This is a genomic window from Bradyrhizobium sp. ERR14, assembly GCF_014198235.1.
In the GTDB taxonomy this organism is placed as follows: domain Bacteria; phylum Pseudomonadota; class Alphaproteobacteria; order Rhizobiales; family Xanthobacteraceae; genus Bradyrhizobium.
Map to the genome: position 1 here is coordinate 81,406 of NZ_JACIHD010000003.1, position 24,579 is coordinate 105,984.

Annotated in this window: 19 protein-coding genes; 9 read left to right on the forward strand and 10 right to left on the reverse strand. The window is 64.5% G+C overall.

Translation table 11 applies throughout. The annotated features are described in order from the left end of the window. The first annotated feature begins 519 nt into the window (after window positions 1-519). The 7 genes from GGD62_RS10275 to GGD62_RS10305 all read left to right on the forward strand — a co-directional run bounded on the left by GGD62_RS10275 (window position 520) and on the right by GGD62_RS10305 (window position 9,023). Window positions 520-1,674: an iron-containing alcohol dehydrogenase gene (locus tag GGD62_RS10275; RefSeq protein WP_183708767.1), complete on the forward strand. Its 1,155-nt coding sequence runs from the start codon at window positions 520-522 to the stop codon at window positions 1,672-1,674. Window positions 1,675-1,692: 18 nt separating this feature from the next. Further along, entirely contained in the window at window positions 1,693-3,243 is a 1,551-nt protein-coding gene (locus tag GGD62_RS10280) for an AMP-binding protein (RefSeq protein WP_183708328.1), read from the forward strand. Window positions 3,244-3,468: 225 nt separating this feature from the next. Beyond that, window positions 3,469-5,067, forward strand: a complete 1,599-nt coding sequence (locus GGD62_RS10285) for an ABC transporter substrate-binding protein (protein ID WP_183708330.1) — start codon at window positions 3,469-3,471, stop codon at window positions 5,065-5,067. 106 nt (window positions 5,068-5,173) lie between these two features. Continuing rightward, window positions 5,174-6,121, forward strand: coding sequence for an ABC transporter permease (locus tag GGD62_RS10290; RefSeq protein ID WP_018316803.1), 948 nt, complete (start codon window positions 5,174-5,176; stop codon window positions 6,119-6,121). 9 nt (window positions 6,122-6,130) lie between these two features. Continuing rightward, window positions 6,131-7,024 (forward strand): ABC transporter permease, encoded by an 894-nt coding sequence (locus GGD62_RS10295; RefSeq protein WP_183708332.1) that lies wholly within the window; start codon window positions 6,131-6,133, stop codon window positions 7,022-7,024. Then, entirely contained in the window at window positions 7,024-8,031 is a 1,008-nt protein-coding gene (locus GGD62_RS10300; RefSeq protein ID WP_183235728.1) for an ABC transporter ATP-binding protein, read from the forward strand. Before GGD62_RS10295 ends, GGD62_RS10300 begins: the two co-directional genes overlap by 1 nt. Next, on the forward strand, window positions 8,028-9,023 hold the full coding sequence (locus GGD62_RS10305; RefSeq protein ID WP_183708334.1) for an ABC transporter ATP-binding protein: 996 nt from the start codon (window positions 8,028-8,030) through the stop codon (window positions 9,021-9,023). The genes GGD62_RS10300 and GGD62_RS10305 overlap by 4 nt, the downstream gene beginning before the upstream one ends. Window positions 9,024-9,191: 168 nt before the next feature. Here the strand turns inward: GGD62_RS10305 and GGD62_RS10310 are convergent, their stop codons facing one another. The 8 genes from GGD62_RS10310 to GGD62_RS10345 all read right to left on the reverse strand — a co-directional run bounded on the left by GGD62_RS10310 (window position 9,192) and on the right by GGD62_RS10345 (window position 19,041). Continuing rightward, window positions 9,192-9,959, reverse strand: coding sequence for a hypothetical protein (locus tag GGD62_RS10310; RefSeq protein ID WP_246800049.1), 768 nt, complete (start codon window positions 9,957-9,959; stop codon window positions 9,192-9,194). 249 nt (window positions 9,960-10,208) lie between these two features. Next, the gene (locus GGD62_RS10315; protein WP_183708336.1) at window positions 10,209-12,182 is read right to left on the reverse strand and encodes an acetyl-CoA carboxylase biotin carboxylase subunit; all 1,974 of its coding nucleotides are present in this window, start codon (window positions 12,180-12,182) and stop codon (window positions 10,209-10,211) included. Continuing rightward, entirely contained in the window at window positions 12,179-13,795 is a 1,617-nt protein-coding gene (locus tag GGD62_RS10320; protein WP_183708338.1) for an acyl-CoA carboxylase subunit beta, read from the reverse strand. The genes GGD62_RS10315 and GGD62_RS10320 overlap by 4 nt, the downstream gene beginning before the upstream one ends. Window positions 13,796-13,908: 113 nt before the next feature. Further along, a complete protein-coding gene (locus GGD62_RS10325; RefSeq protein ID WP_183708340.1) occupies window positions 13,909-14,775 on the reverse strand; it encodes a 3-keto-5-aminohexanoate cleavage protein in 867 nt (288 codons plus the stop codon). A 199-nt stretch (window positions 14,776-14,974) separates the two neighbouring features. Next, window positions 14,975-15,775, reverse strand: a complete 801-nt coding sequence (locus GGD62_RS10330; RefSeq protein ID WP_092251622.1) for an AraC family transcriptional regulator — start codon at window positions 15,773-15,775, stop codon at window positions 14,975-14,977. Between the two features lie 175 nt (window positions 15,776-15,950). Continuing rightward, window positions 15,951-16,607 (reverse strand): glutathione S-transferase family protein, encoded by a 657-nt coding sequence (locus GGD62_RS10335; protein ID WP_028139679.1) that lies wholly within the window; start codon window positions 16,605-16,607, stop codon window positions 15,951-15,953. Next, the gene (locus tag GGD62_RS10340) at window positions 16,604-17,770 is read right to left on the reverse strand and encodes an acyl-CoA dehydrogenase family protein (RefSeq protein WP_183708342.1); all 1,167 of its coding nucleotides are present in this window, start codon (window positions 17,768-17,770) and stop codon (window positions 16,604-16,606) included. The genes GGD62_RS10335 and GGD62_RS10340 overlap by 4 nt, the downstream gene beginning before the upstream one ends. Before the next feature lie 134 nt (window positions 17,771-17,904). Beyond that, window positions 17,905-19,041 (reverse strand): acyl-CoA dehydrogenase family protein, encoded by a 1,137-nt coding sequence (locus GGD62_RS10345; RefSeq protein WP_183708344.1) that lies wholly within the window; start codon window positions 19,039-19,041, stop codon window positions 17,905-17,907. 266 nt (window positions 19,042-19,307) lie between these two features. On the opposite strand from GGD62_RS10345, the gene GGD62_RS10350 reads away from it, so the two are divergent. Further along, window positions 19,308-20,858, forward strand: coding sequence for a long-chain fatty acid--CoA ligase (locus GGD62_RS10350; protein ID WP_183708346.1), 1,551 nt, complete (start codon window positions 19,308-19,310; stop codon window positions 20,856-20,858). A 76-nt stretch (window positions 20,859-20,934) separates the two neighbouring features. Next, a complete protein-coding gene (locus GGD62_RS10355) occupies window positions 20,935-22,158 on the forward strand; it encodes an ABC transporter substrate-binding protein (protein ID WP_183708348.1) in 1,224 nt (407 codons plus the stop codon). Here the strand turns inward: GGD62_RS10355 and GGD62_RS10360 are convergent. Further along, entirely contained in the window at window positions 22,155-23,645 is a 1,491-nt protein-coding gene (locus GGD62_RS10360) for a glycosyltransferase family 2 protein (RefSeq protein WP_183708350.1), read from the reverse strand. The two genes, GGD62_RS10355 and GGD62_RS10360, sit on opposite strands and share 4 nt — an antisense overlap. 48 nt (window positions 23,646-23,693) lie before the next feature. After that, window positions 23,694-24,464, reverse strand: a complete 771-nt coding sequence (locus tag GGD62_RS10365) for a helix-turn-helix transcriptional regulator (protein WP_179732977.1) — start codon at window positions 24,462-24,464, stop codon at window positions 23,694-23,696. Window positions 24,465-24,579: the final 115 nt, after the last annotated feature.

Sequence of the window (24,579 nt, forward strand, 5' to 3'; positions counted from 1 at the left end):
GTAGGCATTTACCCGCGGGCGTCCCAAGATGGGTGGAGTTGATGACCACTTCAAGACCAAAGCGCGTGCAGGGCTTCCGAGCGCGCCCTGACCGGATGGCGGGTTGACAGGGGGTGAGTGGAGCTCTCTCGCGCGATACGAGACTGGTGACGAAGGCACGACGCCACCCTCCCCTGGGTAGGGCTATCGCGTATGGATTTCGTGAGGGCCGCGGGCTTGCTCCGCCTCTCCCGCTTGCGGGAGAGGCCGACGCGCTCGCAGAGCGCGGCGGGTGAGGGTTGTCACCACTCGGGGACATCGTCCGCAATTCTCAACAATCCCAATGCGGAGACAGCCCCCACCCCAGCCCTCCCCCGCAAGCGGGAGAGGGAGCCGACTGCCAATGCCGCCGCATCGTGCACACCATCTCCTGGAGGGAGGGTAAGAGAGAGAGAGCCAGCGCCTTCGCACATGACGAACGCCATCCGCTCGGCTAGATTGCCCTTACAAAAACAAGACGAATTGTCCGGGAGGACAGGCGTGCACCAGGGACGTGTCGTTTTCGGCGCGATCGAGGAGGTCGTGTTCGGCCATCCTGCAACTGAGGCCATCGTCGCGCAGATGGACCGGCTGGGAACGCGCCGCGCCTTCCTGATGGTTTCGGGCACGCTGAACCGGCAGACCGACGAAATCAGCAAGATCAAGGAAGCTCTGGGACCCCGCTGCGCCGGCCTGTTCGATGCCATGCCGGCGCACACGCCGCGCGAGGCGGTGATCGCGGCAACCAACGCGGCGCGCGAGGCCGGCGCCGATTTGATCGTCACCGTGGGCGGCGGCTCGATCACCGACGGCGCCAAGGCGGTGCAGCTTTGCCTCGCCAACGGCATCGACGATATCGACGGCATCGAGCGGATTCGCGTGCACAAGGGCGTCGCACCGGAGATGACGGCGCCGACCGTGCGCCAGGTCAGCGTGCCCACCACGATCGCCGGCGGCGAGTTCTCATCCATTGCCGGCGTGACCGACCGAGCTGCGCATGTGAAGCAGATGCTGCGGCATCCGCTCGCCGTGCCGCGCGCGACCATCCTCGATCCCGCCATCACCGTGCACACCCCGGAATGGCTGTTCCTGTCGACCGGCATCCGCGCCATCGACCATTGCGTCGAAGCGATCTGCTCGCGCGAGACACATCCCTATGCCGACGCGCAAGCGGTGAAGGGCCTCGCCATGCTCGCCGACGCGCTGCCGCGGGTAAAAGCCGACCCCGCCGATCTCGACGCGCGGATGGATGCGCAGATCGGCACCTGGCTGTCGATGGGCGCGCTCGCGGCCGGCGTTCCCATGGGCGCGAGCCACGGCATCGGCTACGTGCTGGGCGCGGCCTTCGACGTGCCGCACGGCTACACGTCCTGCATCATGCTGCCGGCGGTGATGCGCTGGAACGCGAGGGACAACGCCGAGCGCCAGATGATCGTCGCCGCTGCCATGGGCTATCCCGGCCACAACGCCGCCGACGTGCTCGATGCCTTCATCCGCTCGCTCGGCATGCCGCGCAGCCTCGCAGAGGTGCGTGTATCGCCCGAGCATTTCGAGACAATCGCCGAGCAGGCGATGCGCACCAACTGGATCCCGCGCAACCCGCGCAAGATCGAAGGCCCGGCGCAGGTGCGCGAAATCCTGCTTCTCGCCGCATAGTCCAAAGCCGGAGGATAGATGTACCCAGGTCAGCATGCCCGCCTACGCCCGCTGCAGCCCGCCTTCATCATGGCGGCCACAGGCGAGGCCGTCACCTATCGCGAGCTCGATGCGCGCAGCAATCGGCTGGCCCATCTGTTCCGCCAGCACGGCTTGAAGCGGCTCGACCATTACTCGATCTTTATGGAGAACAATTCGCGCTATCTGGAGGCCTGCGGCGCCGGCGAACGCTCCGGGCTGTACTACACCTGCATCAACTCCTTCCTGACGCCAGGCGAGCTCGCTTATCTGCTGGTCAACAGCCAGTCGAAGATCCTGATCACCTCGGTGGCGAAGCTCGACATCGCCCGCGAGGCGATCAAGGCCTGCCCCGACATCAAGCTCTGCATCGTCGCCGACGGCCCGGGCGAGAGCGAGCGCATCGTCGGTCTTGCGGACGTCACCGCCGATATGCCGGCAACGCCGATCGCCGACGAGTGGCTCGGCACCGCCATGCTCTATTCATCGGGCACGACCGGACGGCCCAAGGGCATCCTGCGGCCGCTGCCGGAGGAGCCCCCAAAGCACAATCTGCCGCTGTTCGATTTCCTGACCAGGCTCTGGCACTACCGCGAGGGCATGGTCTACCTCTCGCCGGCCCCGCTCTATCACTCGGCGCCGCAGGCGGCCGTGAACCTCACGATCCGCATGGGCGGCACCGTGATCATCATGGAGAGCTTCGATCCCGAGCGTTATCTCGAGCTGGTCGAGCGGTGGGGCATCACCCACACCCAGCTGGTGCCGACCATGTTCTCGCGCATGCTGAAGTTGCCGGAGGAGGTGCGCAAGCGCTACGACCTGTCCTCGCTGGAGATCGCGATCCACGCCGCCGCGCCCTGCCCGGCTCTGGTCAAGGACGACATCATTAAATGGTGGGGCCCGATCATCCACGAATATTACGGCGCGACGGAAGGCCTCGGCTTCACCGCCTGCAACAGCGAGGAATGGCTTAGCCATCGCGGCACCGTCGGCAAGGTGCTGCTCGGCGACCTCCACATCCTCGACGAGAACATGCGGGAATGTCCGACCGGAACCCCGGGCCAGGTCTGGTTCAAGACCGCCTCGCCATTCGAATATTTCAACGATCCGGAGAAGACCAAGGAGGCGCGCTCGGCCGACGGCAGCATGAGCACGGTCGGCGATGTCGGCTATGTCGATGCCGACCGGTTTCTCTACCTCACCGATCGTGCCACCTTCATGATCATCTCCGGTGGCGTGAACATCTACCCGCAGGAATGCGAGAATTTGCTGATCACCCATCCCAAGGTCGCCGATGCCGCGGTGTTCGGCGTGCCCAATCCCGATCTCGGCGAAGAGGTGAAGGCGGTGGTGCAGCCGATGCCTGATGTCGTGCCGGACGAGGCCCTCGCCGAAGAGCTGATCGCATTCTGCGCAAAATCGCTGTCACGGCAGAAGGTGCCGCGCTCGGTCGATTTCGAGAAGGAATTGCCGCGGCTGCCGACCGGGAAGTTGTACAAGCGGCTGCTGCGGGACCGGTATTGGGGGAACAAGGCGTCGCGGATTGTGTGAGGGCGCGGCGGCGAGCTTGTTCATACGATTGCGCGCAACACCAGCACCGGAACCATCTCTTCGCACCTGCACTCTCACATCATGAGAGTAAGACCTGCGGCCTTCGGTCATCCGAATTGTCGAGGCGGCATGCGGCCTTACCGGTTGCCTCCCTCAACTCGCGTGCTATCGTCGCGACAAACAGGCCGCAAAGGCCCAAAAGACTGACGTCCAGGGAGGATGAGCATGCGGAGCGTGTGGGCGCTCGCCGCAATGGCGGCGCTATCTGTGCTGACGGCCTCAACCACCACGCTCGCCGGCGAGCCCAAGCAGGGCGGCGTCCTGCGAATGTATCACCGCGACAGCCCGGCCAACGCATCGATCCTCGAGGGCGCGACCTATTCGGTCAACGTGCCGTTCATGGGCGTCTTCAATAACCTCGTCATTTACGACCAGCACATCGCGCAGAACAGTCCTGAGACCCTGCGGCCTGAGCTCGCCGAAAGCTGGTCCTGGAGCAGCGACAACAAGAAGCTGACGTTCAAGCTGCGCCAGGGCGTCAAATGGCACGACGGCAAGCCGTTCACATCGGCCGACGTCAAATGCAGCTTCGATCTGCTGATGGGCAAATCGCAGCAGAAGCTTCGGCAGAATCCGCGCAAGGCCTGGTACAACGAAGTCAACGAGATCACGACGAGTGGCGATTTCGAGGTCTCCTTCGACCTGAAGCGGCCACAGCCGTCACTGCTGGCGATGCTCGCGTCCGGCTATACGCCGGTCTATCCCTGTCACGTCTCGCCGGCGGACATGCGCACCCATCCGATCGGGACCGGACCGTTTAAATTCGTCGAGTTCAGGGCCAATGAATCGATCAAGCTGACGCGAAATCCGGACTATTGGAAGAAGGGCCTGCCCTATCTCGACGGCATCGAATACACGATCATCACGAACCGCTCGACCGCGATTCTCGCTTTCGTCGCCGGCAAGTTCGACATGACCTTCCCGACGCACATCACGATTCCGCTCCTGAAGGACATCAAGTCGCAGGCGCCGAACGCGACCTGCGTCGTCGAGCCGACCAACGTTTCGACCAACATCATCGTCAATTCGACGTCCGCGCCGTTCGACAACATCGATATTCGCCGGGCGGTGGCACTTGCGCTCGACCGCAAGGCCTTCGTCGACATCCTGTTCGAAGGCCAGGCCGATATCGGCGGCACCATGCTGCCACCGCCTCAGGGCATCTGGGGCATGCCCAAGGACAAGCTCGAGACCATTCCGGGCTACGGCCGGGACGTGAACGCGAATCGGGAAGAGGCAAAGAAGCTGATGCAGAAGGCGGGCTACGGTCCTGACAAGCATCTCGCGGTGAAGGTCTCGACGCGCAATCTGGCGGAATATCGCGACCCCGCCGTCATCCTGATCGACCAGCTCAAGAGCATCTATATCGATGGCGAGCTCGACGTCGTGGAAACCGCGAACTGGTTCCCGAAAGTCGCGCGCAAGGACTACATGCTGGGCCTCAATCTGACCGGCAACTCCGTCGACGACCCCGATCAGTCCTTCTACGAAAACTATTCCTGCGGGTCGGAGCGGAACTACACCAATTACTGCAACAAGGAGATCGAGAAGCTGTTCGACGTGCAATCGCAGGAGACCGACACCGCCAAGCGCAAGCCGCTGGTCTGGGACATCGACAAGAAGCTGCAGGAGGATGTCGCCCGTCCGATCATCTTCCATGCACGGGCCGGCACCTGCTGGCAGCCCTACGTCAAGGGCATCACGATCATGTCGAACAGCTCCTATAACGGCTTTCGCTACGAGGACGCGTGGCTCGACAAGTAGCGCGGCAGGCTGAAGGCTTCGGGATTTTGGTTTTGAGCATGATCTTGTCGGAAAACCGCTGCGCACCTTTCCGGATCATGCTCTAGCGGCTCGCGGAGGGCGAAGGATGTTTGCCTATCTGGTGCGACGCCTGTTCCTGATGCTCGTGACCCTGTTCGGGATCTCGGTCGTCATCTTCGTCCTGCTGCGCATCGTCCCGGGTAACATCGTCGACATCCTGTTCGCAGCCGCCGGCTATGTCGATCCCGCCGACAAGGCCAATCTGGAGAAGGAGCTCGGCATCGACCAGCCGCTGATCGTGCAATATTGGCACTGGATCAGCGGTTTTCTGCACGGCGACTTCGGCTACTCCTACGTCTCCGAAAAGCCCGCGCTGCAGGAGATATTGCCGCGGATTCCGATCACGGCAAAGCTAGCCGGCCTCGCGCTGCTATTCTCGGCCTCGATCGGTATTCCGCTCGGCGTCATCAGCGCGGTGAAGCAGGGCACACGGCTGGATTACGCATTGCGTGTCGTCAGCTTGAGCGGCTTGTCGCTGCCCTCGTTCTGGCTCGGCCTGCTCATCCTGACTGCGTCGGTGGCGATGTTCGGCCAGATGCCGATCTTCAATCCAAACCCGAAGACCTGGCTCGAGGCGTTCGCCACCTACGCCGTGCCGGCCGCCGCGGTCGGTTTCCGCAGCGCTGCGCTGACCATGCGCATCACGCGATCCTCGATGCTGGAGGTGCTGCGGCAGGACTACATCCGCACCGCGCGCGCCAAGGGCGCCTCCGATGCCGCCGTGAACTACCACCACGCGCTGAAGAACGCGATCCTTCCGGTGATCACCGTGATCGGCATCGAGGCTGCGTTCCTGATCGGCGGCCTGATCGTCACCGAGACGGTGTTCAACATCCCCGGCGTCGCCCGCTTCCTGGTCGAGGCGATCCGCTGGCGCGACTATCCGATCGTGCAGAACCTCGTGATGCTGATCGCCGTCGTGGTGGTGAGCGCGAATTTCATCGTCGACATGCTCTACGCCGTGTTCGATCCGCGCATCAGATACACGGATTAGGAGATCAATTTGGCCGCGATCGACTTCGACGTTGAACTGAGGCGGGCCGGCGCGCATGCGACCGGGGGCTGGCGCCGCGTACTGTTTTTGGCACAGCGGCATGTGCTGGGCGCCGCGGGCCTCGTCATCATGACCGTGTTCGTACTCACGGCCGTCTTCGCCGATTTCATCGCGCGCTACGATCCCCTGTCGATCGATTCGGCCCGCGCTCTGGCCCGCCCGAGCCTGGCGCACTGGATGGGAACGGACTCCTTCGGCCGCGACGTGTTCAGCCGCATCATCCACGGCGCGCGGATCTCGCTGGCGGTCGGGATCGGCTCGACCGCGCTTGGCGGCACGATCGGCGTCATCGTCGGCCTCACCTCCGGCTATCTCTCCGGCTGGGTCGATCTCGTGTTCCAGCGCGTCTCCGACGTCCTCCAGGCGCTGCCGCTGCTGGTCCTGGCGCTGGTGATGACGGCGGCACTCGGCCCATCGCTGCCGAACGTGATCATTGCGATTGCCATTCCGCTGATCCCGACGGTCGCGCGTGTCATCCGCGCCAACACGCTGGCGCTGCGCGAACTCCCCTTTATCGAAGCCGCCAAGTCGATCGGCATGAGCGAAGTGCGCATCGCGCTCCGCCACGTGCTGCCGAACACGCTGGCGCCGCTGATCGTACTCGCGACCGCCCAGCTCGGCTCGACCATCCTCACCGAGGCCTCGCTCTCCTTCCTCGGCCTCGGCATTCCCGAGCCTTATCCATCATGGGGCCGCATGCTCTCGGAGTCCGCCGCCGAATATGTCCGCACCGCGCCGTGGCTGGTGATCTTCCCGGGCATCGCGATCAGCCTCGCCGTGTTCGGCGCCAACCTGTTCGGCGACGCCTTGCGCGACATTCTTGATCCGAGGCAACGCGGCTGATGGCTGACAAACCCGACCTCGTGCTCGATGTGAAGAACCTGAAAACGGTATTCTTCACCAATTCCGGCCTGTTCAAAGCGGTCGACGACGTCTCCTTTACCGTGAAGCGCGGCGAGACGCTGGCGATCGTCGGCGAATCCGGCTGCGGCAAGAGCGTCACCGCGCTGTCGCTGATGCGGCTGGTGCCCGACCCGCCCGGCCGCATCGTCGGCGGCTCCGTCTCGCTCGAAGGCACCGATCTGCTGGCGCTGGACGAGGCGGAGATGCGTGCCATCAGGGGCAACCGCATCTCGATGATCTTCCAGGAGCCGATGACCTCGCTCAATCCGGTGATGCGGATCGGCGACCAGATCGTCGAGGCGGTGCGGCTGCACCGGAACATCCCGGCCAAAGAGGCCCAGAATATCGCCGTCGAGATGCTGCGCCTGGTCCGCATTCCCGAGCCGGCGCGACGCGCGAAGGAATATCCGCATCAACTCTCCGGCGGCATGCGCCAGCGCGCGATGATCGCGATGGCGCTGGCCTGCCGACCGGCGCTGCTGATCGCGGACGAGCCGACCACGGCGCTCGACGTCACCATCCAGGCGCAGATTCTGGCGCTGATCCTCGATCTGCAGAAGGAGCTCGGCACCGGGCTCGTGCTGATCACGCACGATCTCGGCGTGGTCGCGCAGACGGCGCAACGCGTGATCGTGATGTATGCGGGCCGCAAGGTCGAGGAAGCCAGCGTCGAAGCGCTGTTCGCCGCGCCGAAGCACCCTTATACGCGCGGGCTGATGGCCTCGATCCCGGCGGTGCCGGCATCCGGCGTCGCGGCGCCGGCACGGCTGAATGAAATTCCCGGCACCGTACCGTCGCTGGTGCGGCTACCGAAGGGATGCGCCTTCGCGCCGCGCTGCAAGCTCGCGATCAAGCGCTGCGAGGCTGAATATCCGCCGCTGGCGGATTGGGGCGGCGGACATCTTGCCGCCTGCTGGCGTGCGGAAGAAGTCGCGGAGGTGGCATGAGCAACGTTCTGCTCGAAGTCACCAACCTCAAGAAGCACTACCCGGTGCGGGCCGGCGTGCTGCGCCGGCAGGTCGGCACCGTGCACTCGGTCGACGGCGTCTCGTTCTCGCTGCATGCCGGCGAGACACTCGGGCTCGTCGGCGAGTCCGGTTGCGGCAAGTCGACGGTGGCGCGCAGCGTGTTGCGGCTGGTCGAGCCGACCTCGGGCCAGATTCACCTCGACGGCGAGGATATCACCCATCTGTCCAAGGCAGCACTGCGCCCGCACCGGCGCTCGATGCAGATCGTCTTCCAGGACCCGTTCGCCTCGCTCAATCCGCGCATGACCGCCGGCGACATCGTTGGCGAGCCGCTTGCGGTGCACGGGCTCGCCAGCGGCAAGGAACTGGAGGCGCGGGTCGCAACGCTGTTCGAGCAGGTGGGCTTGCGAGCCGACCAGATGGACAACTTCCCGCATCAATTCTCCGGCGGGCAGCGCCAGCGCATCTGCATCGCGCGCGCACTGGCGCTGGAGCCGCGCCTGATCGTCTGCGACGAGCCGGTCTCCGCGCTCGACGTCTCGATCCAGGCGCAGGTGATCAACCTGCTGATCGACCTGCAGCGCCAGCACGGCTTCTCCTATCTGTTCATCGCGCACGACCTCGCCGTGGTCGCGCACATCAGCCACCGCGTCGCCGTGATGTATCTGGGCCGCATCGTCGAGATCGCAGGCAAGGACGAGTTGTTCCGCAATCCGCGCCATCCCTACACGCAGGCCCTGCTCGCCTCAGTTCCGGTCGCCAATCCGCTCGCGAAGAAGCTCGCGCCGCTGGTCGACGGCGATGTGCCGAGCCCGGTCAATCCACCCTCAGGCTGCGCGTTTCACACCCGCTGCCGATTTGCGATGGAGCGTTGCAGGACGGAGCGGCCGGCGCTGCTGGACGCGGGCGCCGGGCATCAGGTCGCGTGTCTGCTCAATGAGGGCACGGGGCGGAGCAACACGGTTCCGTAAGGGTGGGTTAGCCTTGCGGACTGCGCGAAGCGTGGTCCGCAAGGCGTAACCCACCACTTCTGTTTCCGCGGAGATCAAAAAGGTGGATTGCGCCCGCGGACCGCGCTTGGCGCGGCCGCGGGCTAATCTAATCCACCCTACGCTCGGTACGATTGCGGAGCGTGCGGATCACCGGCCAGGCCGCCACGCTGCGGCCAGATGCTTGAGCGTGTGGCCCGAGACGAAGTGTCCTGTCGCTTCGAAAATGAGCGCGTCACCGAGTTCGAAAAGCTTCGCCAGCACATAAAAGAAGACCACGCCGCCGAGCGGCACGCCGAGCGCGCCAGGCTGCGGCCGCGCCAACGCCAGTCCCACGGCAAGTGCCATGCCGCCGAACTGCGCGACCACCCATGGCGTGAGATTGTCGCGAGCCACCCAGGCAGCCAGCAAGCCCGCAACCATCATCAGCACCAGCACCGCCTCGCCGGCGCGCACACTGACGCGCTCACTGGCCGCGATGCCCAGAAAGCCTGCGAATGCCACCGCCATGCCGAGACGATCAGCCACGAGCCGTTGCGGCATGTCGGGGTCCAGATGATAGAAGCCTGAGCCCAGGCAGGTGAGGATCAGGCCGACGAAAAACCAGCTTGCACCCACTGGCGCATCATGGCGGGCGCGCAGCCGCTCCGAGCCCCAGACGCCCATCGCGAGAAAGGCGAGATTGCTCAGCACATCGCCTGCGTTGGGCACGCCGAGCCAGGTGCGACTGTCGACGAAGTGCGGGATGTGCCAAGCGGCGGCGGGCAGCGCGGGGGCAAGGAGCGCCGACAGCGCCAGAACGCAGAGGGCTCCAATCAGGTATCCCTCGCGGAGTTGTGGGGCGACGAACGAGAAGCGGCGGGATACCGACGGGAGCATCGGATTGGTCGCTTGGGCGGGATCATTGACGCGCAACATGCCGGCTCCAAAATTGAACAGCGTTCATTATTTGTAGCTGAAAAATGAACAAGGTTCAAATTGAGTTCATACCTCGCGCCGATACGCAATTAAGCAACTGAATTAATAAGGGAATTTTTATCGCATGCGAGATGCCGTAGGGTGGGCAAAGCGGAGCGTGCCCACGACTTTTCTGCGATTAGCGCGAGATGGTGGGCACGGCGCTTTGCGCCTTTGCCCACCCTACGATTGCGGAGTTCGTGGCGCCGACTATGCCCCGATCTCCGCAACGATCCTGCCCGTCGTCACCTGCTCGCCTTCGGCGACGTCGATAGCCGCCACCACGCCGTCGACGCCGGCCTTGTGGACGTGCTCCATCTTCATCGCTTCAAGCGTCAAAACCGGTTGGCCAGCGGTGACGCGGTCACCCGGCTTGACCAGGACGGCGACGACGCGGCCGTTCATGGCGGCGCGCACCTTGCCGTCGCCGCCATTGGCAGCAGTGGCCTTCGGCGCGGCGAGCGTGAGATCGCTGACCGCGAGCGGGATGCCACGGTGCTGGAGATAGAGGCGGTCGCCGTCGCGCAGGAATTTTGCACTATCCATCAAGCCATCGTGGCGGAAGCGGACGGCGTCGGCGTCGAGTTGATCAATTTCGAATGTGTTTCGCCGGCCGTCGATGGCAACGGTGTAGCTACCATCGCGCTCGCGCGTGACTTCGAGTTCGTACGTCTGACCGGCGATCTCGATCTTCGCTGGCAGCGGAAAGGTGGCAGCGAGGCTCCGCCCGCCCTGCCATGACGGTGTGCGCGGGTTGGTGATATAGAGCAGCAGGCCCGCTAGCGCCAAGTCAAATGCCGCGTTCGCGCGCGGTGCCAGCAGCTCGTCGCGATGCGTACCGATGAAGGCCGTCGTCGCCTCGCCTGTGGCAAAGCCGGGATGACGGAGGCAGGACATCAGGAACGCCTGATTGGTCGTCACGCCAAATGCGGTGAGCTGCTCGAGGCCGACGATCAGCCGCCCCCTCGCCTCATCGCGCGTGGCGCCATGGCTGATCACCTTGGCGATCATGGAATCGTAGAACGGCGGGATCTCCGAGCCCGATCGCAGCGCGTGCTCGACGCGGATGCCGTCAGGCACCTGCCAGCGCGCCATGCGGCCCGACTGCGGCATGAAGTCATGCGCGGCATCTTCCGAGCACAACCGCACCTCGATGGCATGGTCGGAGAACTTGACGTCCTGCTGCTTCACCGGCAGCGGCTCGCCGCGCGCGACACGCAGCTGCAGCTCGACCAGATCGAGCCCGGTGATCGCCTCGGTCACGGGATGCTCGACCTGGAGACGCGTGTTCATCTCCATGAAGTAGAACGCGCCGCTCGCATCGAGCAGGAATTCCAGCGTGCCGGCGCCTTCGTAACGCAGCGCCTTCACCGCGGCGACCGCGACTTCACCCATCTTCGCGCGCAACACCGGCGTCACCGCAGGCGACGGCGCCTCCTCAATCAGCTTCTGGTGTCGCCGCTGCACCGAGCAGTCACGCTCGCCGAGATGGATGGCGTTGCCATGGCTGTCGCCGAACACCTGGATCTCGATATGGCGCGGGTTCTGAATGGCGCGTTCGAGAATGACGGTGGGGTCGCCGAACGCCGCGTTCGCCTCCGACCGCGCACTGCGCAGCGCATCCGGGAAGGACGCCGCGTCCGTCACGAGCCGCATGCCACGACCGCCGCCGCCGGCGACCGCCTTGATCATCACGGGAAAGCCGATCTTCCTGGCCTCCGCCAGCATGACTTCATCGCCTTGATCGGCACCCTGATAGCCGGGCACGCAGGGCACGCCGGCCTTCCTCATGATCTCCTTGGCGCCGGCCTTGTTGCCCATCGCCTCGATCGCCTGCGGCGACGGGCCGATGAAGACGAGGCCGGCGTCCTTGCAGGCTTGCGCAAAATCCTCGTTCTCGGCGAGGAAGCCGTAGCCGGGATGAACCGCATCTGCGCCGCTCGCTTTCGCCGCGGCGATGATCGCGGGGATGTTGAGATAGGATTGCGCCGGCAAGGCTTCGCCGATGCGCACGGCCTGATCCGCCTGCTGCACATGGATCGCATCGCGATCCGCATCCGAATAGACCGCGACGACGCCAAGGCCGAGCTGCCGGGCGCTGCGCATCACGCGCAATGCGATCTCGCCGCGATTGGCGACCAGGACCTTGAAGAACGGCCGGTGCTGCACTGATCCGTTCCTCATGGGCGGGCCACCGAGAACTGCATGCGCTGGGGATTCCGCGCGTCGCCTTCGCGGCAGATCGCGAGCACTTCGGACAGCACCGCGCGGGTGTCGCGCGGATCGATCACCCCATCGTCGAGCACGCGCGCGCTGGTCGAGAATACATCCATCTGGCCGTCGAACACGCCGATGATCTGCGCCTTCATGGCATCGAGCTTGTCCTTTTCGACCGGCTTCCCGCGCCTCGCGGCGGCCGCTTCCGTCACGATAGCCATGGTCTCGGCGGCCTGCTCGCCGCCCATCACCGCGGTCTTGGCGTTCGGCCAGGAGAAGCAGAAGCGCGGATGGAAGCCACGGCCGCACATGCCGTAATTGCCGGCGCCGAACGAGGCGCCGCAATAGATGGTGATCTGCGGCACCGTCGCCGAGGTCACCGCCTGGATCATCTTCGAGCCGTGCTTGATCATGCCAGCTTCTTCATAGGCCTTGCCGACCATGTAGCCGGTGGTGTTGTTGAGATAGAGGATCGGCGTGCCCGTCTGGCAGCACGCCTGGATGAAATGCGTTGCCTTGTTGGCGCCGGCGGGATCGAGCGGCCCGTTGTTGGTGATGATGCCGATCGCTTGTCCTTCGATGCGGGCGTGGCCGCAGACGGTGGCGGGTCCGTAGTTCGGTGCCATCTCGGTGAAATCGGAATCGTCGACGATACGTGCGATCACCTGCTTCATGTCGACGGAGCGCTTGTGGTCCATCGGCATGATGCCGAGCAGCTCGTCCTGGTCGTAGCGCGGCGGCTTGAATTCCGACGCCGTCCTGCCCGGTCGCTCCCATTGCAGCGCCGCCATGATCTCGCGCGCGATGCGCAGTGCATCGCGGTCGTCCTCGGCGAGGTAGTCGCCGAGACCGGACACTTGCGTGTGCATCTCGGCGCCACCGAGCTCTTCTTCCGTAGCGATCTCGCCGGTCGCGGCCTTCAGCAGCGGCGGCCCCGCGAGGAAGGCGCGGGTACGGCCGCGCACCATGACGATGTAGTCGGAGAGACCCGTCTGATAGGCGCCGCCGGCAGTCGAGGAGCCGTGCGTGACGGTGACGACGGGCAGGCCTGCCGCAGAGAGCCGCGCCAGATTGCGAAAAATGTTGCCACCGCGGACAAAGTCCTCGACGCGGTAGCGCAACAGGTTGGCGCCGGCGCTTTCGACCAGTTGCACGTAGGGCAGCTTGTTCTCCAGCGCGAGCTCCTGCACCCGCAACGTCTTGTCGAGACCGTAAGGCTGCAGCGCACCGGCATCGATGCCGGAATCGCTGGCGCTGACCATGCAGCGAATGCCCGAGACGAAGCCGATGCCGGCGACCACTCCGCCGCCGGGCACGCTCTTGGTCGCGTCGGGTACATCGAACATGTAGCCGGCGAGCGTCGACAGCTCGATGAAGGGCGCGCCGGGATCGAGCACCAGCGCGGCGCGCTCGCGCGGCAGCAGTTGGCCGCGCTTGTGAAAGCGATCCTTCGCCGCCGCCGACGCCGCGCGGGTGCGCTCTTCCAGCGCGCGCATGCGGTCGATGAGGCCGAGCATGCCGTCGCGGTTGGCGTGGTAGGCGGCGCCGCCGGGGGAGATGGTGTTTTCGAGAATGGACATGACTCTATCCTACCCGTCATTGCGAGGAGCGAAGCGACGAAGCAATCCAGTCTGTTTCCGCGGATGCACTCTGGATTGCTTCGCTTCGCTCGCAATGGCGGCTGGGGCTACATTCAGCGATTCGTCCCAAAGATCTTCCGCGCCTCGGCGGGGCTCGCGATCTCGCGGCCGGCACGGCGGGCGCAGGCGGCGACGGCCTCGATGAGCTGGCCGTTCGACGTCACCTTCTTGCCGTCGGCGAGATAGAAGGTGTCCTCGAGACCGGTGCGCAGGTGGCCACCGAGCTCGGCGCAGCGCTGGTGCAGCGGCCAGATCTCCTCGCGGCCGATCGCGGTGACCTGAAAATGCGCCTCGGGACGTTTCAGCTTGATCAGGATCGGCAGCAGCTCCGGATCCGAAGGCATTCCCGAAGCGACGCCCATCACAAAATTATACTCGAGCGGTCCCTTGTACATGCCGACCTGCGTGTACATGCCGACGCAGCGGACGATGCCGACGTCGAAACATTCGAACTCGGGGATGGTGCCAACCGCGTTCATGACGTCGAGATAGTCCTTCACCTTCTCGACCGCGTTGTCGAACATCATCGGTGGCCAGGCCCAGGTATTGTCGGCCTTCACCTTCAGATAATTCAGCGAGCCGGCGTTGCAGGCGGCGATCTCCGGCCTGGTCTCACGGATGCAGTCGAGCGCGCCGGAGTAGTTCGGCCCTGACACCCCCGAGGTGTGATTGATGATCACGCCGGGACAGGCTTCACGGATCGCCTGCTGGATCTCCCTGCTGACGGCGACCTCCCAGGACGGCAGATGGCCCTTGCCCGGCGCCTGCTGGCGCAGGTGGATGTGCATGACGGACGCACCGGCGTCGAACGCAGCCTTGGCCTCGCGCGCCATCTGCTCGGGCGTCACGGGCACATTGTGCTGCTTGGGGTCGGTGAGCACGCCGTTCAGCGCGCAGGTGATGACGGCCTTGTCGCTCATGCCTTGGATATCTCGCACGTTGAGAATTCAACGCTTGCGATCATGGGATGGGTGGCATGCGGCTTCTTGCGCGGAGAAGCTGGAAAACACGACGAATTCGTAGGGTGGGCAAAGCGAAGCGTGCCCACCATCTTTGCCAGTTGCCGAGAGGTGGTGGGCACGGCGCAAGAGCGCCTTTGCCCACCCTACGAGAGCGAGCCTAACTCGCCTCCGCGAGCCTCACCGTCTCGGTGCTGCGATAGATCGCAAGGTCGCGCGAGCCGACGAAGATCGCGCGCGGCTTCAATCCGTAGAAGCGGCGGATCGAATGGCTGAAATGCGTGGAGTCGGGATAGCCGATGTCCTGCGCGAGATGGGCGAGGTTGAGGTCCTGGTTGGCGAAGTGCAGCAGATGCCGTGCGCGCTTCCAGGCGCGGAAGGAGCGGAACGAGATGCCGGTCTCTTCCTTGAACAGATGCAGGAAGCGCGAGGCCGAGAGCCCTGCTTCCGCCGCACAGGTGTCGGCCGTCACCGGCTCGCCGGAGAAACGCTCGATGCGGGCGACGGCGCGGGTCACGCGCGGATCGAGCTCGCGGCGAGCAAGCGCCTCGCCAAAGCACATCTCGTCGAACTCGGCGGTGGTGATGTCGCCATAACGGCGCTGGCGCAGCAATGCGTAAGCGGCCAGGATCTTGCGGGCATAGAGAGCCTTGTCTGGCCCGCGCAGCCGCTCGGCCAAAGCCTCGATCACGCCATCCGGCATGCTTTCCGGCTCGAGGGTCACGCTGATTGCAGTGCGGTAGTCGCTGGCGATGGAATGCCGCTGGTTCGGCAGGGTCACGATCAGTTCGTCCGACGTGTGGACGTCGTCGATCGTCAGGTGCAGGCTGCCTTTCACCGCGACGTAGATATGGCAGCAGCCGGGGGTCCGCTTGCGAGGGCGCCCGAGCAGGCCGGCATAGAATACCCGCTCCGGCGTGATCAGCATCAGATGGTCGGATTCGCGACCTTTATCTTCCATTGGGGATCCTCCTCGCGCGGCTCTCTGGCCGCTGCGGACGGAGGTCACCTTAGCGGAAATTTGGGCGCTGTCACGGCGGGATAGCGCTGTCATCGAGCGCAAGGCGTTGGCATTCCAGGACAGCGATGCGCCGGTCCGGAACCATCGTGAGACTGTAGTCTCGACGCGCGGAGGTTTACGCCCTCACGCGCGGTGCAACATTCTGCTCGGCGCCAGCCTTCTGTTCCGCAGCAACCGCACGCTTGAAACCGTCGCGCTGCTGCAGGCGGGCCCAATAGGCTGCGACATTTGGCCCAAAATCCTTGGCGAGCCCGATGTTGTCGGCCAGCCGAAGCGCATAACCGATGACAATGTCAGCGGCGGTGAAGCGGCCGGCGCACAATGTTTCGGCATTGGCCGTCGCGGCCTCGACGGCACGCAACCGGCCCAGGAACCATTTTGCATAGTCGCCGGCGACCTGCGGATTGCGCCGCTCCTCCGGCTCGAGCTGGGTGTATCGGAGCACCAGCGTCTGCGGGAAGGTTAACGTGGCGTCGCTGAAATACATCCAGTTCAGGAACGCGCCATAGGCGGGATCTTCCGGCCCGACCATCAGCGGCGTCGGGCCATGCTTGATGCCGAGATAGTGGCAGATGCCGGAGGATTCGGTCATCTTCGTCTCGCCGTCGACCATGAAGGGAATCGTGCCGAGCGGATTGAGCGCGAGATATTCCTTGGCGAAGACCCGCGGCGGGAATGGCAGCATCTTCAGCTCATACGGCAGCCCCATCTCCTCCAGCATCCAGAGCGGGCGGAACGAGCGCGCGGCGTCGCAGTGATAGAGCGTGATCATCGGGCGTTTCCTTTGCTGCCGGGCAGCGTGCCCATCATCTTGCACAGGACCATCAGCATGACCTCGTCGGCACCGCCGCCGATCGAGGTCAGGCGGCTGTCGCGATAGGCGCGGCTGACCGGCGTCTCGTTGGTAAAGCCCATTCCGCCCCAATATTGCAAGCAGGCGTCGGTGAGCTCGCGGCCGAGCCGGCCGGCCTTGAGCTTGGCCATGGTGGCGAGCTTCGTCACGTCCTCGCCGGCCACCAACTGCTCGGCGGCCCGATAGATCAGCGCGCGCAGCAGCTCGACCTCGGTCTGCATCTCCGCCAGCTTGAAGTGCACCACCTGGTTGTCGAGGATCGACTTCCCGAAGGCCTTGCGGTTGCGGGTATATTCGATGGTCTGATCGATGATGTATTCATGCGCCTTCAGGCAGGCCGCCGCACCCCAGAGCCGCTCCTCCTGGAACTGGATCATCTGGTAGGTAAAGCCCTTGCCCTCCTCGCCGATCCGGTTGCGCTTGGGCACGCGGACATTGTCGAAGAAGATCTGCGCGGTGTCGGAGGAGCGCATGCCCATCTTGTCGAGCTTGCGGGCGACGGTGACGCCCTTGCTCTTCATGGGCACGCAGATCAGCGACTTGTTGCGGTGAACGGGCCCGTCGCCGGTGTTGGCGAGCAGGCAGATCCAGTCGGCCTGGGTGCCGTTGGTGATCCACATCTTGCCGCCGGTGATGACATAATCGTCGCCGTCGGAGCGCGCCTGGGTCTTGATCGAGGCCACGTCGGAGCCCGCACCGGGCTCGGAGACGCCGATGCAAGCGACGAAATCGCCCGAGATCGAGGGCGCCAGGAACTCGCGGCGCACCTCATCCGAGCCGAACCGCGCCAGCGCGGGCGTCGCCATGTCGGTCTGCACCCCGATCGCCATCGGCACGCCGCCGCAGGTGATGGCACCCAGCTCCTCCGCCATCATCAGCGCGTAGGAGTAGTCGAGGCCGGAGCCGCCGAACTCCACGGGCTTGTTCAGGCCGAGGAAGCCGAGGCTGCCCATCTTCTTGAACAGCTCGTGCGCCGGGAAGATGTCGGCCTTTTCCCATTCATCGACATGAGGATTGATCTCGTTGGCGATGAACTTTTGTAAGCTACGGCGAATGTCGTCGTGGTCGGCGGTGAATAGCATTCTTTCCCCTTTGTCATTCCGGGGCGCGCGAAGCGCGAACCCGGAAACCAGAGATCAGGTCCTACAATGTCGAGATTCTCCGATGCGCAATTGCGCATCGTAGTTCGGCGCTTGGCATCGCCCCACGGTGGTGATCACAACCCCATCTGCCGGCTGGCCAGATCCTTCATGATCTCCTCGGTGCCGCCGCCGATGGCGTTGACCTTGACCTCGCGGTAGATGCGCTCGGCCTTGATGCCGCGCATGAAGCCGGCGCCGCCGAAGATCTGTACGGCTTCCGAGGCGCAGAAGGCCATGGTCTGCGTCGCCTGGTTCTTCATCATGCAGATTTCGGCGACCGGGCTCTCGCCCTGCTCGAGCCGCCAGGCCAGCATCTCCAGCATCGCCTGTGACGCCGCCACCTTCTGTGCCATGTCGACGATCTTGTGCCTGATGACCTGGTGCTGCGCCAGCGGCTTGCCAAAAGTCTTGCGCTCCTTGGCGTAGGCGATCGCCTCGTCCAGGCAAACCCGCGCGAAGGCGGTGCAGCCGGCCGCCATGCCCATGCGCTCGCTGTTGAAATTCTGCATGATGATCTTGAAGCCCTGGCCTTCCTCGCCGATCAGGTTTTCGGCCGGCACGCGGCATTGGTCGAAATGCAGCGTCGCGGTATCGGAGGCCCACCAGCCCATCTTCTTCAGCCTGGTGCGCGACAGGCCGGGCGTATCGCCCTCGATCAGGAGCAGGCTGACGCCGCCGGCACCTTCGCCGCCCGTGCGCACAGCAACGGTCAGATAGTCGGCGCGGACGCCTGAGGTGATGAAGGTCTTCTCACCGCTCACGACGTAGTGATCGCCGTCGCGCCGCGCCCTTGTGGCGAGGTTCGCGACATCGGAGCCGCCGCCCGGCTCGGTGATCGCGAGCGCGGAGATCTTGTCGCCCGACAGCACCTGCGGCAGCACGCGTGCCTTTACCTCCGGCCGTGCCGCCCGCGCAATCGGTGGCGAGCCGATGGTGTGACTCATCAGGCTGGCGCTGACGCCGCCGGCGCCCGCGCGCGCCAGCTCCTGACTGGCCACGATCTTCATGAACTGGTCGGCGGCGATCCCACCATATTCCTCGGGGAATCCCAGCCCCAACAGGCCGATCTCGGCCGCCTTGCGATAGAGCGCGCGCGGGAATTCGCCAGCCTCGTCCCACTCATGGGCGAACGGGGAGATCTCCTTCTCGACGAAGCGGCGCATCATTTCGCGGAAGGCATCGTGCTCGGCGGTATAGAACGGGCTCTTCATCGCAGTCTCGCCTCGCGGACGGATTCGTCTCGTTCACCATGGCCGGAACATCGGCGGCTCACTTGCGCAGAGTGGCTGACCAAAGAACCACTGCGGCGCAGGCCATGGCCTAGCAACTCAACGCAAGACGATTTTGCCCCCTCGCGCGCCAACTCCAAATCAAAAAAAGACGTCGATGCACCAACTCCGGCTGGCCCCAAGGCCACGCCGGGCATGGTGCACGGCAATAGGGATGCTGGCGGCAAAGGCCGCCGAGGGAGGAATTCTTGGCCGTTCGTTACTACGACTGGATCGTTCACCATGGCCGCCGCACGCCTGACAAGGTCGCGCTGGTCGATCTTGCGAGCGAGCGCCGCTTCACCTATGCACAGCTGGACGCCCGCGTCTCGCGCCTCGCCTCATTCCTGCGCCATACGCTGAACGTCTCACGCGGCGACCGCGTCGCGGTGCTGGCCCTGAACACGACCGATACGCTGGAGGTGCAGTTCGCCTGCGGCCGCCTGGGCGCGATCTTCGTGCCGCTGAACACCCGGCTCGCCGTTCCCGAGCTTCAGTTCATCACCGGCGACTGCGCACCGAAGGTGATGATCCACGACGCCGATCTCACCGAGACCGCGCTCAGCGTCGCAAAGCTGTGCGGCATTGCGACCAGCCTGCTGCTCGGGCCCGGCGGGGCCTATGAGGCCGGCATCGCCGGCGCAAAGCCGCTCGAGGCGATCGAGCAGGTCACGCTCGATGACGTCTCGACCATCATGTACACGTCGGGCACGACGGGACATCCGAAGGGCGCGACCATCACCCATGGCATGACCTTCTGGAATTGCGTCAATCTCGGCGGCCCCGCCTGCATCGGGCCGTCCTCGGTGCTGCTCACCGTGCTGCCGCTGTTCCACACCGGCGGGCTGAATTGCTACACCAATCCGGTGCTGCATGCTGGCGGCACCGTGATGATCATGCGCGCCTTCGATCCCGGCACCGCGCTCGGCCTGATTGACGATCCCGCACAGGGCATCAACGTGTTCTTCGGCGTGCCCGCGATCTACCAGTTCATGGCGCAGCACCCCGCCTTCGCGACGACCGATCTCGGCCGGCTGATCGTCGGCGGCGTCGGCGGCGCACCGATGCCGGTGCCGCTCTTGAAAGTGTGGGAGGCGCGCGGCGTCGCGTTGCAGCAAGGCTACGGCATGACCGAGACCTCGCCGGCCGTGCTGGTGCTCGACCGCGAGGATGCCGCGCGCAAGGCCGGCTCCGCCGGCAAGCCCGTGCTGCACACCGAAGTGCGCATCGTGCGCCCTGACGGCAGCGACGCCGACGTCGGCGAGCTCGGTGAGCTCTGGGTCAAGGGGCCGAACATCACGCCGGGCTACTGGAACAGGCCGGAGGCGAACAAGACCTCCTTCACCGACGGCTGGCTGCACACCGGTGACGCGACGCGCGTCGACGAAGAGGGCTTCTATTACATCGTCGACCGCTGGAAGGACATGTACATCTCCGGCGGCGAGAACGTCTATCCGGCCGAGGTCGAGAACGTCCTGCACCAGCTCGCGGCCGTTGCCGAAGCTGCCGTGATCGGCATTTCCGATCCCCAATGGGGCGAAGTGGGCCTTGCTATCGTCGCGGTCAAGCCGGGCCAAAAGCTGACCGAGGTCGATGTCCTCGCGCATTGCGCGGCCAATCTGGCGCGCTTCAAATGTCCGCGCCAGATCCGCTTCGTCGACGCGCTGCCGCGCAACGCCACGGGCAAGATCCACAAGCCGACCTTGCGCAAGGAGTTCTCGGTGGCCTCCGAAGTCGACAAGAAAGTCGCCAACGCCTGACCCAAGCGCCCCTCGCGGGCGCTTTTTCTTTTTTGAAGTGCCTGCTCGACCCAACAAGAAACCCCAAGGAATTTCCATGAAGAACAAGAAACTCGTCCTGCTCGCCGCGGCAACTGCCCTGACGCTACTCTCCACCCAGGGCGCTTTCGCGCAGAAGAAATACGACACCGGCGCCAGCGACACCGAGATCAAGATCGGCAACGTCGAGGCCTATTCCGGTCCGGCCTCCGCCTACGGCATCATCGGCAAGACCGAGGAAGCCTATTTCAAGATGGTCAACGACCAGGGCGGCATCAACGGCCGCAAGATCAACTGGATCTCCTACGATGACGGCTATTCGCCGCCCAAGACCGTGGAGCAGGTCCGCAAGCTGATCGAGAGCGACGAAGTATTCCTGATCTTCAACGCGCTGGGCACCCCGACCCAGACCGCCGTGCAGAAATATCACAATGCCAAGAAGGTGCCGCAGCTGTTCCTCGCCACCGGCGCCAGCAAGTGGAACGACCCGAAGAATTTTCCCTGGACCATGGGCTTCCAGCCCAGCTACCGGGTCGAGGCGCGGATCTTCGCCAAATACATCCTGCAGGCCAAGCCAGATGCCAAGGTCGCGATCTTCTATGCCAATGACGATTTCGGCAAGGACTACGTCGCCGGCATCAAGGAGATCTTCGGCGACAAGGCCTCCTCGCTGGTCGTCGCGGAGGAGAGCTACGAGACCACCGAGCCGTCGATCGATTCCCACATCGTCAAGCTGAAGGGAACCGGCGCCAACGTCTTCGTCAACATCTCGACGCCGAAATTCGCGGCACAGGCGATCAAGAAGATCGCCGAGCTCGAATGGAAGCCGATGCATGTGATGACCGACGTCTCGATCTCGATCGGCGCCGTGATGAGACCCGCGGGCCTCGAGGCGTCGGAAGGCGTGCTGTCGGCGACCTATCTGAAGGACGCGTCCGATCCGCAATGGAAGGACGACGAAGGCATGAAGAAGTTTCTCGCCTTCATCGACAAATACATGCCGGGCGCCAACGTCTCCGACACCAACCTCGTCTACGGCTATGCCGCCGCGCAGACCCTGGCGCAGACGCTGAAGCAGTGCGGAGACAATCTGACGCGAGAGAACGTGATGAAGCAGGCCGCCAGCCTGAAGGACTTTACGCCCGATACGCTGATCCCCGGCATCAAGATCAACACCGGCGCCAACGATTTCGCGCCGATCGAGCAGCTCAAGATGATCCGCTTCAAGGCCGGCCAGTGGGAGCTGTTCGGCGATATCATCAGCGCCGAAACGGGCGGTTAGTTGCACATGATGGCCGTGGGCGATGGCGCGCAGCTCGCGCCTTCGCCCGCCGCCATGCGGATCTCCGCCACCGGCAAACCCAGCCGGCGATCGTCGCCGGCGGCCGCAAAGCGCGGACATGTCCATGCCAGTATCGCCGTGCCCGATGACGGCTGATCGAGTTGCAGGACGAAGGCGCCGGCGTCGATCGCGATCGCTGCATCGGCGACCCGCATGCCGTCGAGATAAAACCTTACCCCGATTCGATCCAAAGGCTCGCGTATCTCGGGCGATACGATGCGGATGATGCTGCGTCCGGGCGACACCTTGATCCGCAAGGCAGCTTCCGGCTCACTCCAGCGAAAGCTGTGGCCCTGCCAGACCTCGCACGCGTGGAAGCCGGCTTGCGCCATCACCTCATCCCCGAGACGTGACAGCTTCGTGCCAGCGGGCTCGCTGCCGCCCTGAATGCAATCGAGGCGCTGAAAGTGAATCAGTGAGGCGATATAGCGCTTCAGCCAACGCGCGATGCTGTCGGGAGAGCCGCCCATGGTGAGCATGGTCAGCACACAGCGGGCATAGACTGCGGAGAGGCGCGCTGAACTGCGCGCAGAGCGGCCGCCGACCAACGCGATCACGCCCCAGCGCCCGAGCGCCTGCACGCTTTCGCCATTCACTCGAGCGGATCGCATCCGTGCGCCGAGGGCACTCCGCGCAAGCGCGGTGTCGAAATCGTCGCGCTTGCTCCACTCGGTGGGCACTTCCAGCAACTCGCTACCGGGATCACGGTGCGCCTCGCCGAGATAGCGGATCTCGCCCCGAACGAAATCGAGCGTGAACGTCTTAAGCTCGCCGATCTTGCCTATGTAATAGTGATGGAAGCGCGCCTCTTGCAGATAACCAATGGCATGGCCTCTCGCGTGATATGCCGCAGCCAGCACCCATTCGGCGAAATGGCCGAGCTCCTCGCGCAGGCCGCCGCATTCCCAATAGACGTCGCGCCGCGTCACGAAGCACTGATCAAGCACTTTGCGCCAGGGATGCCGCTTCATGCCGAACTCGATGTCGGCCTGATACATCGCAGCCTCCGCCACGGACAATCGATTGTGGCAGATCGGAACCGAATGGCAGGAAAAGCCGGCCCACTCGGGATGAGCCTCGATGGCGCGGATGCACAGCTCGATCACATCGGGCGCGGGCCAGCAGTGCGATTCGGTGAAGAACAGATAGCTGCCGCGGGCTTTGGTTGCGCCGAATGCGCACAGCCCGATATCGTGTTCGGAATCAGTGAACTCGAGGCGAGCCTCGTCGCCGGCCAGCGCTTTCAACGCCTCGCGCGTCTTGAAATCCGGTGGCACGACCAGGATGATTTCGTAAAGCGACTTGTCCGCGGTCTGCGATGTCCAGCCGAGCCAGGACTGCTCCCATTGCCCGCGATGATATTCGAGCGGGATGATGATGGAGAACAGCGGAGATTCGCCGAGGCATGGGGCGCGCGCGTTCTGCATACCCCCTTATAGACGCAGGCAACGCCATTCCGGATTCTTTCTTGCGGACTATACCGACAGAAACAGTGCGAAGGATTCTTCCACCGTGCGGCGCAGATGCTTTCCGTACAACGCATGGTTGGCGTCGCCGGGCCCGACCCTCCCCAGCGACGGCTTCGGGACGTTCCGGAGCGGTACGTAGGCGATCGGCGCTGCGATCGGCGTGAGCTGCGAACCAGGCCCGGCGCGGAGCGTCGAGATGATGCCGTACATCTCGCCGGCGACCGTCGGCCGCGACACCGTGATCACGCGATGCTGGCCGTGCTTGATGATGACGAGGTAGATGAAGCCTGACTGATGCGGGACGGCGACCTCGCCGGTATGCTCGTAGGCGGTATCGGTGCGATCGCCCTCCCGAAAGACCAGCGAAGACACCTTCGGCTCCCAGACGATCTCGGTGCGGTACGCGAAGATCGCGTCCTTGTCGCCGAACGACGGCCGCAGCGTGATGTAGACGTCCTCGAGCCAGGTCACGGCGCGATGCGCATAGGAGCCAAGACTGTCGGGAGCGACATCGTTGGCGGCCTGAGGCGCCGCCACGACGGGACTCTTCCGCAAGGAGACGCCTAGCGCCTGCTCCAGCCGGACCGTCGTCGCCAGCGTAAACGGCCGTCGGCCGCCGAGCACCTTCTCCAGCGTCGACAGGCTGAGCTTGGCCTGCTCGGCCAGCGTCTGCCGGGAGATCCGGCGTCTGGCGAGCTCCTCGCGAATGGTCTCGGCGATCTCGCGGCTCTGCTCGTCCGAAAGCTGCTTGTCGGCGGATTTGTCCTGAATCTGCATCGCTAACCCTGCTCCAGCACGGCCATTCTAGCAGGGCGGACAAACCAGCACAAAACCGCACATGGGCGCCCCACGGCGGCCTGCCCGGGCCGGCCGCGGCGGAACATGACCGATC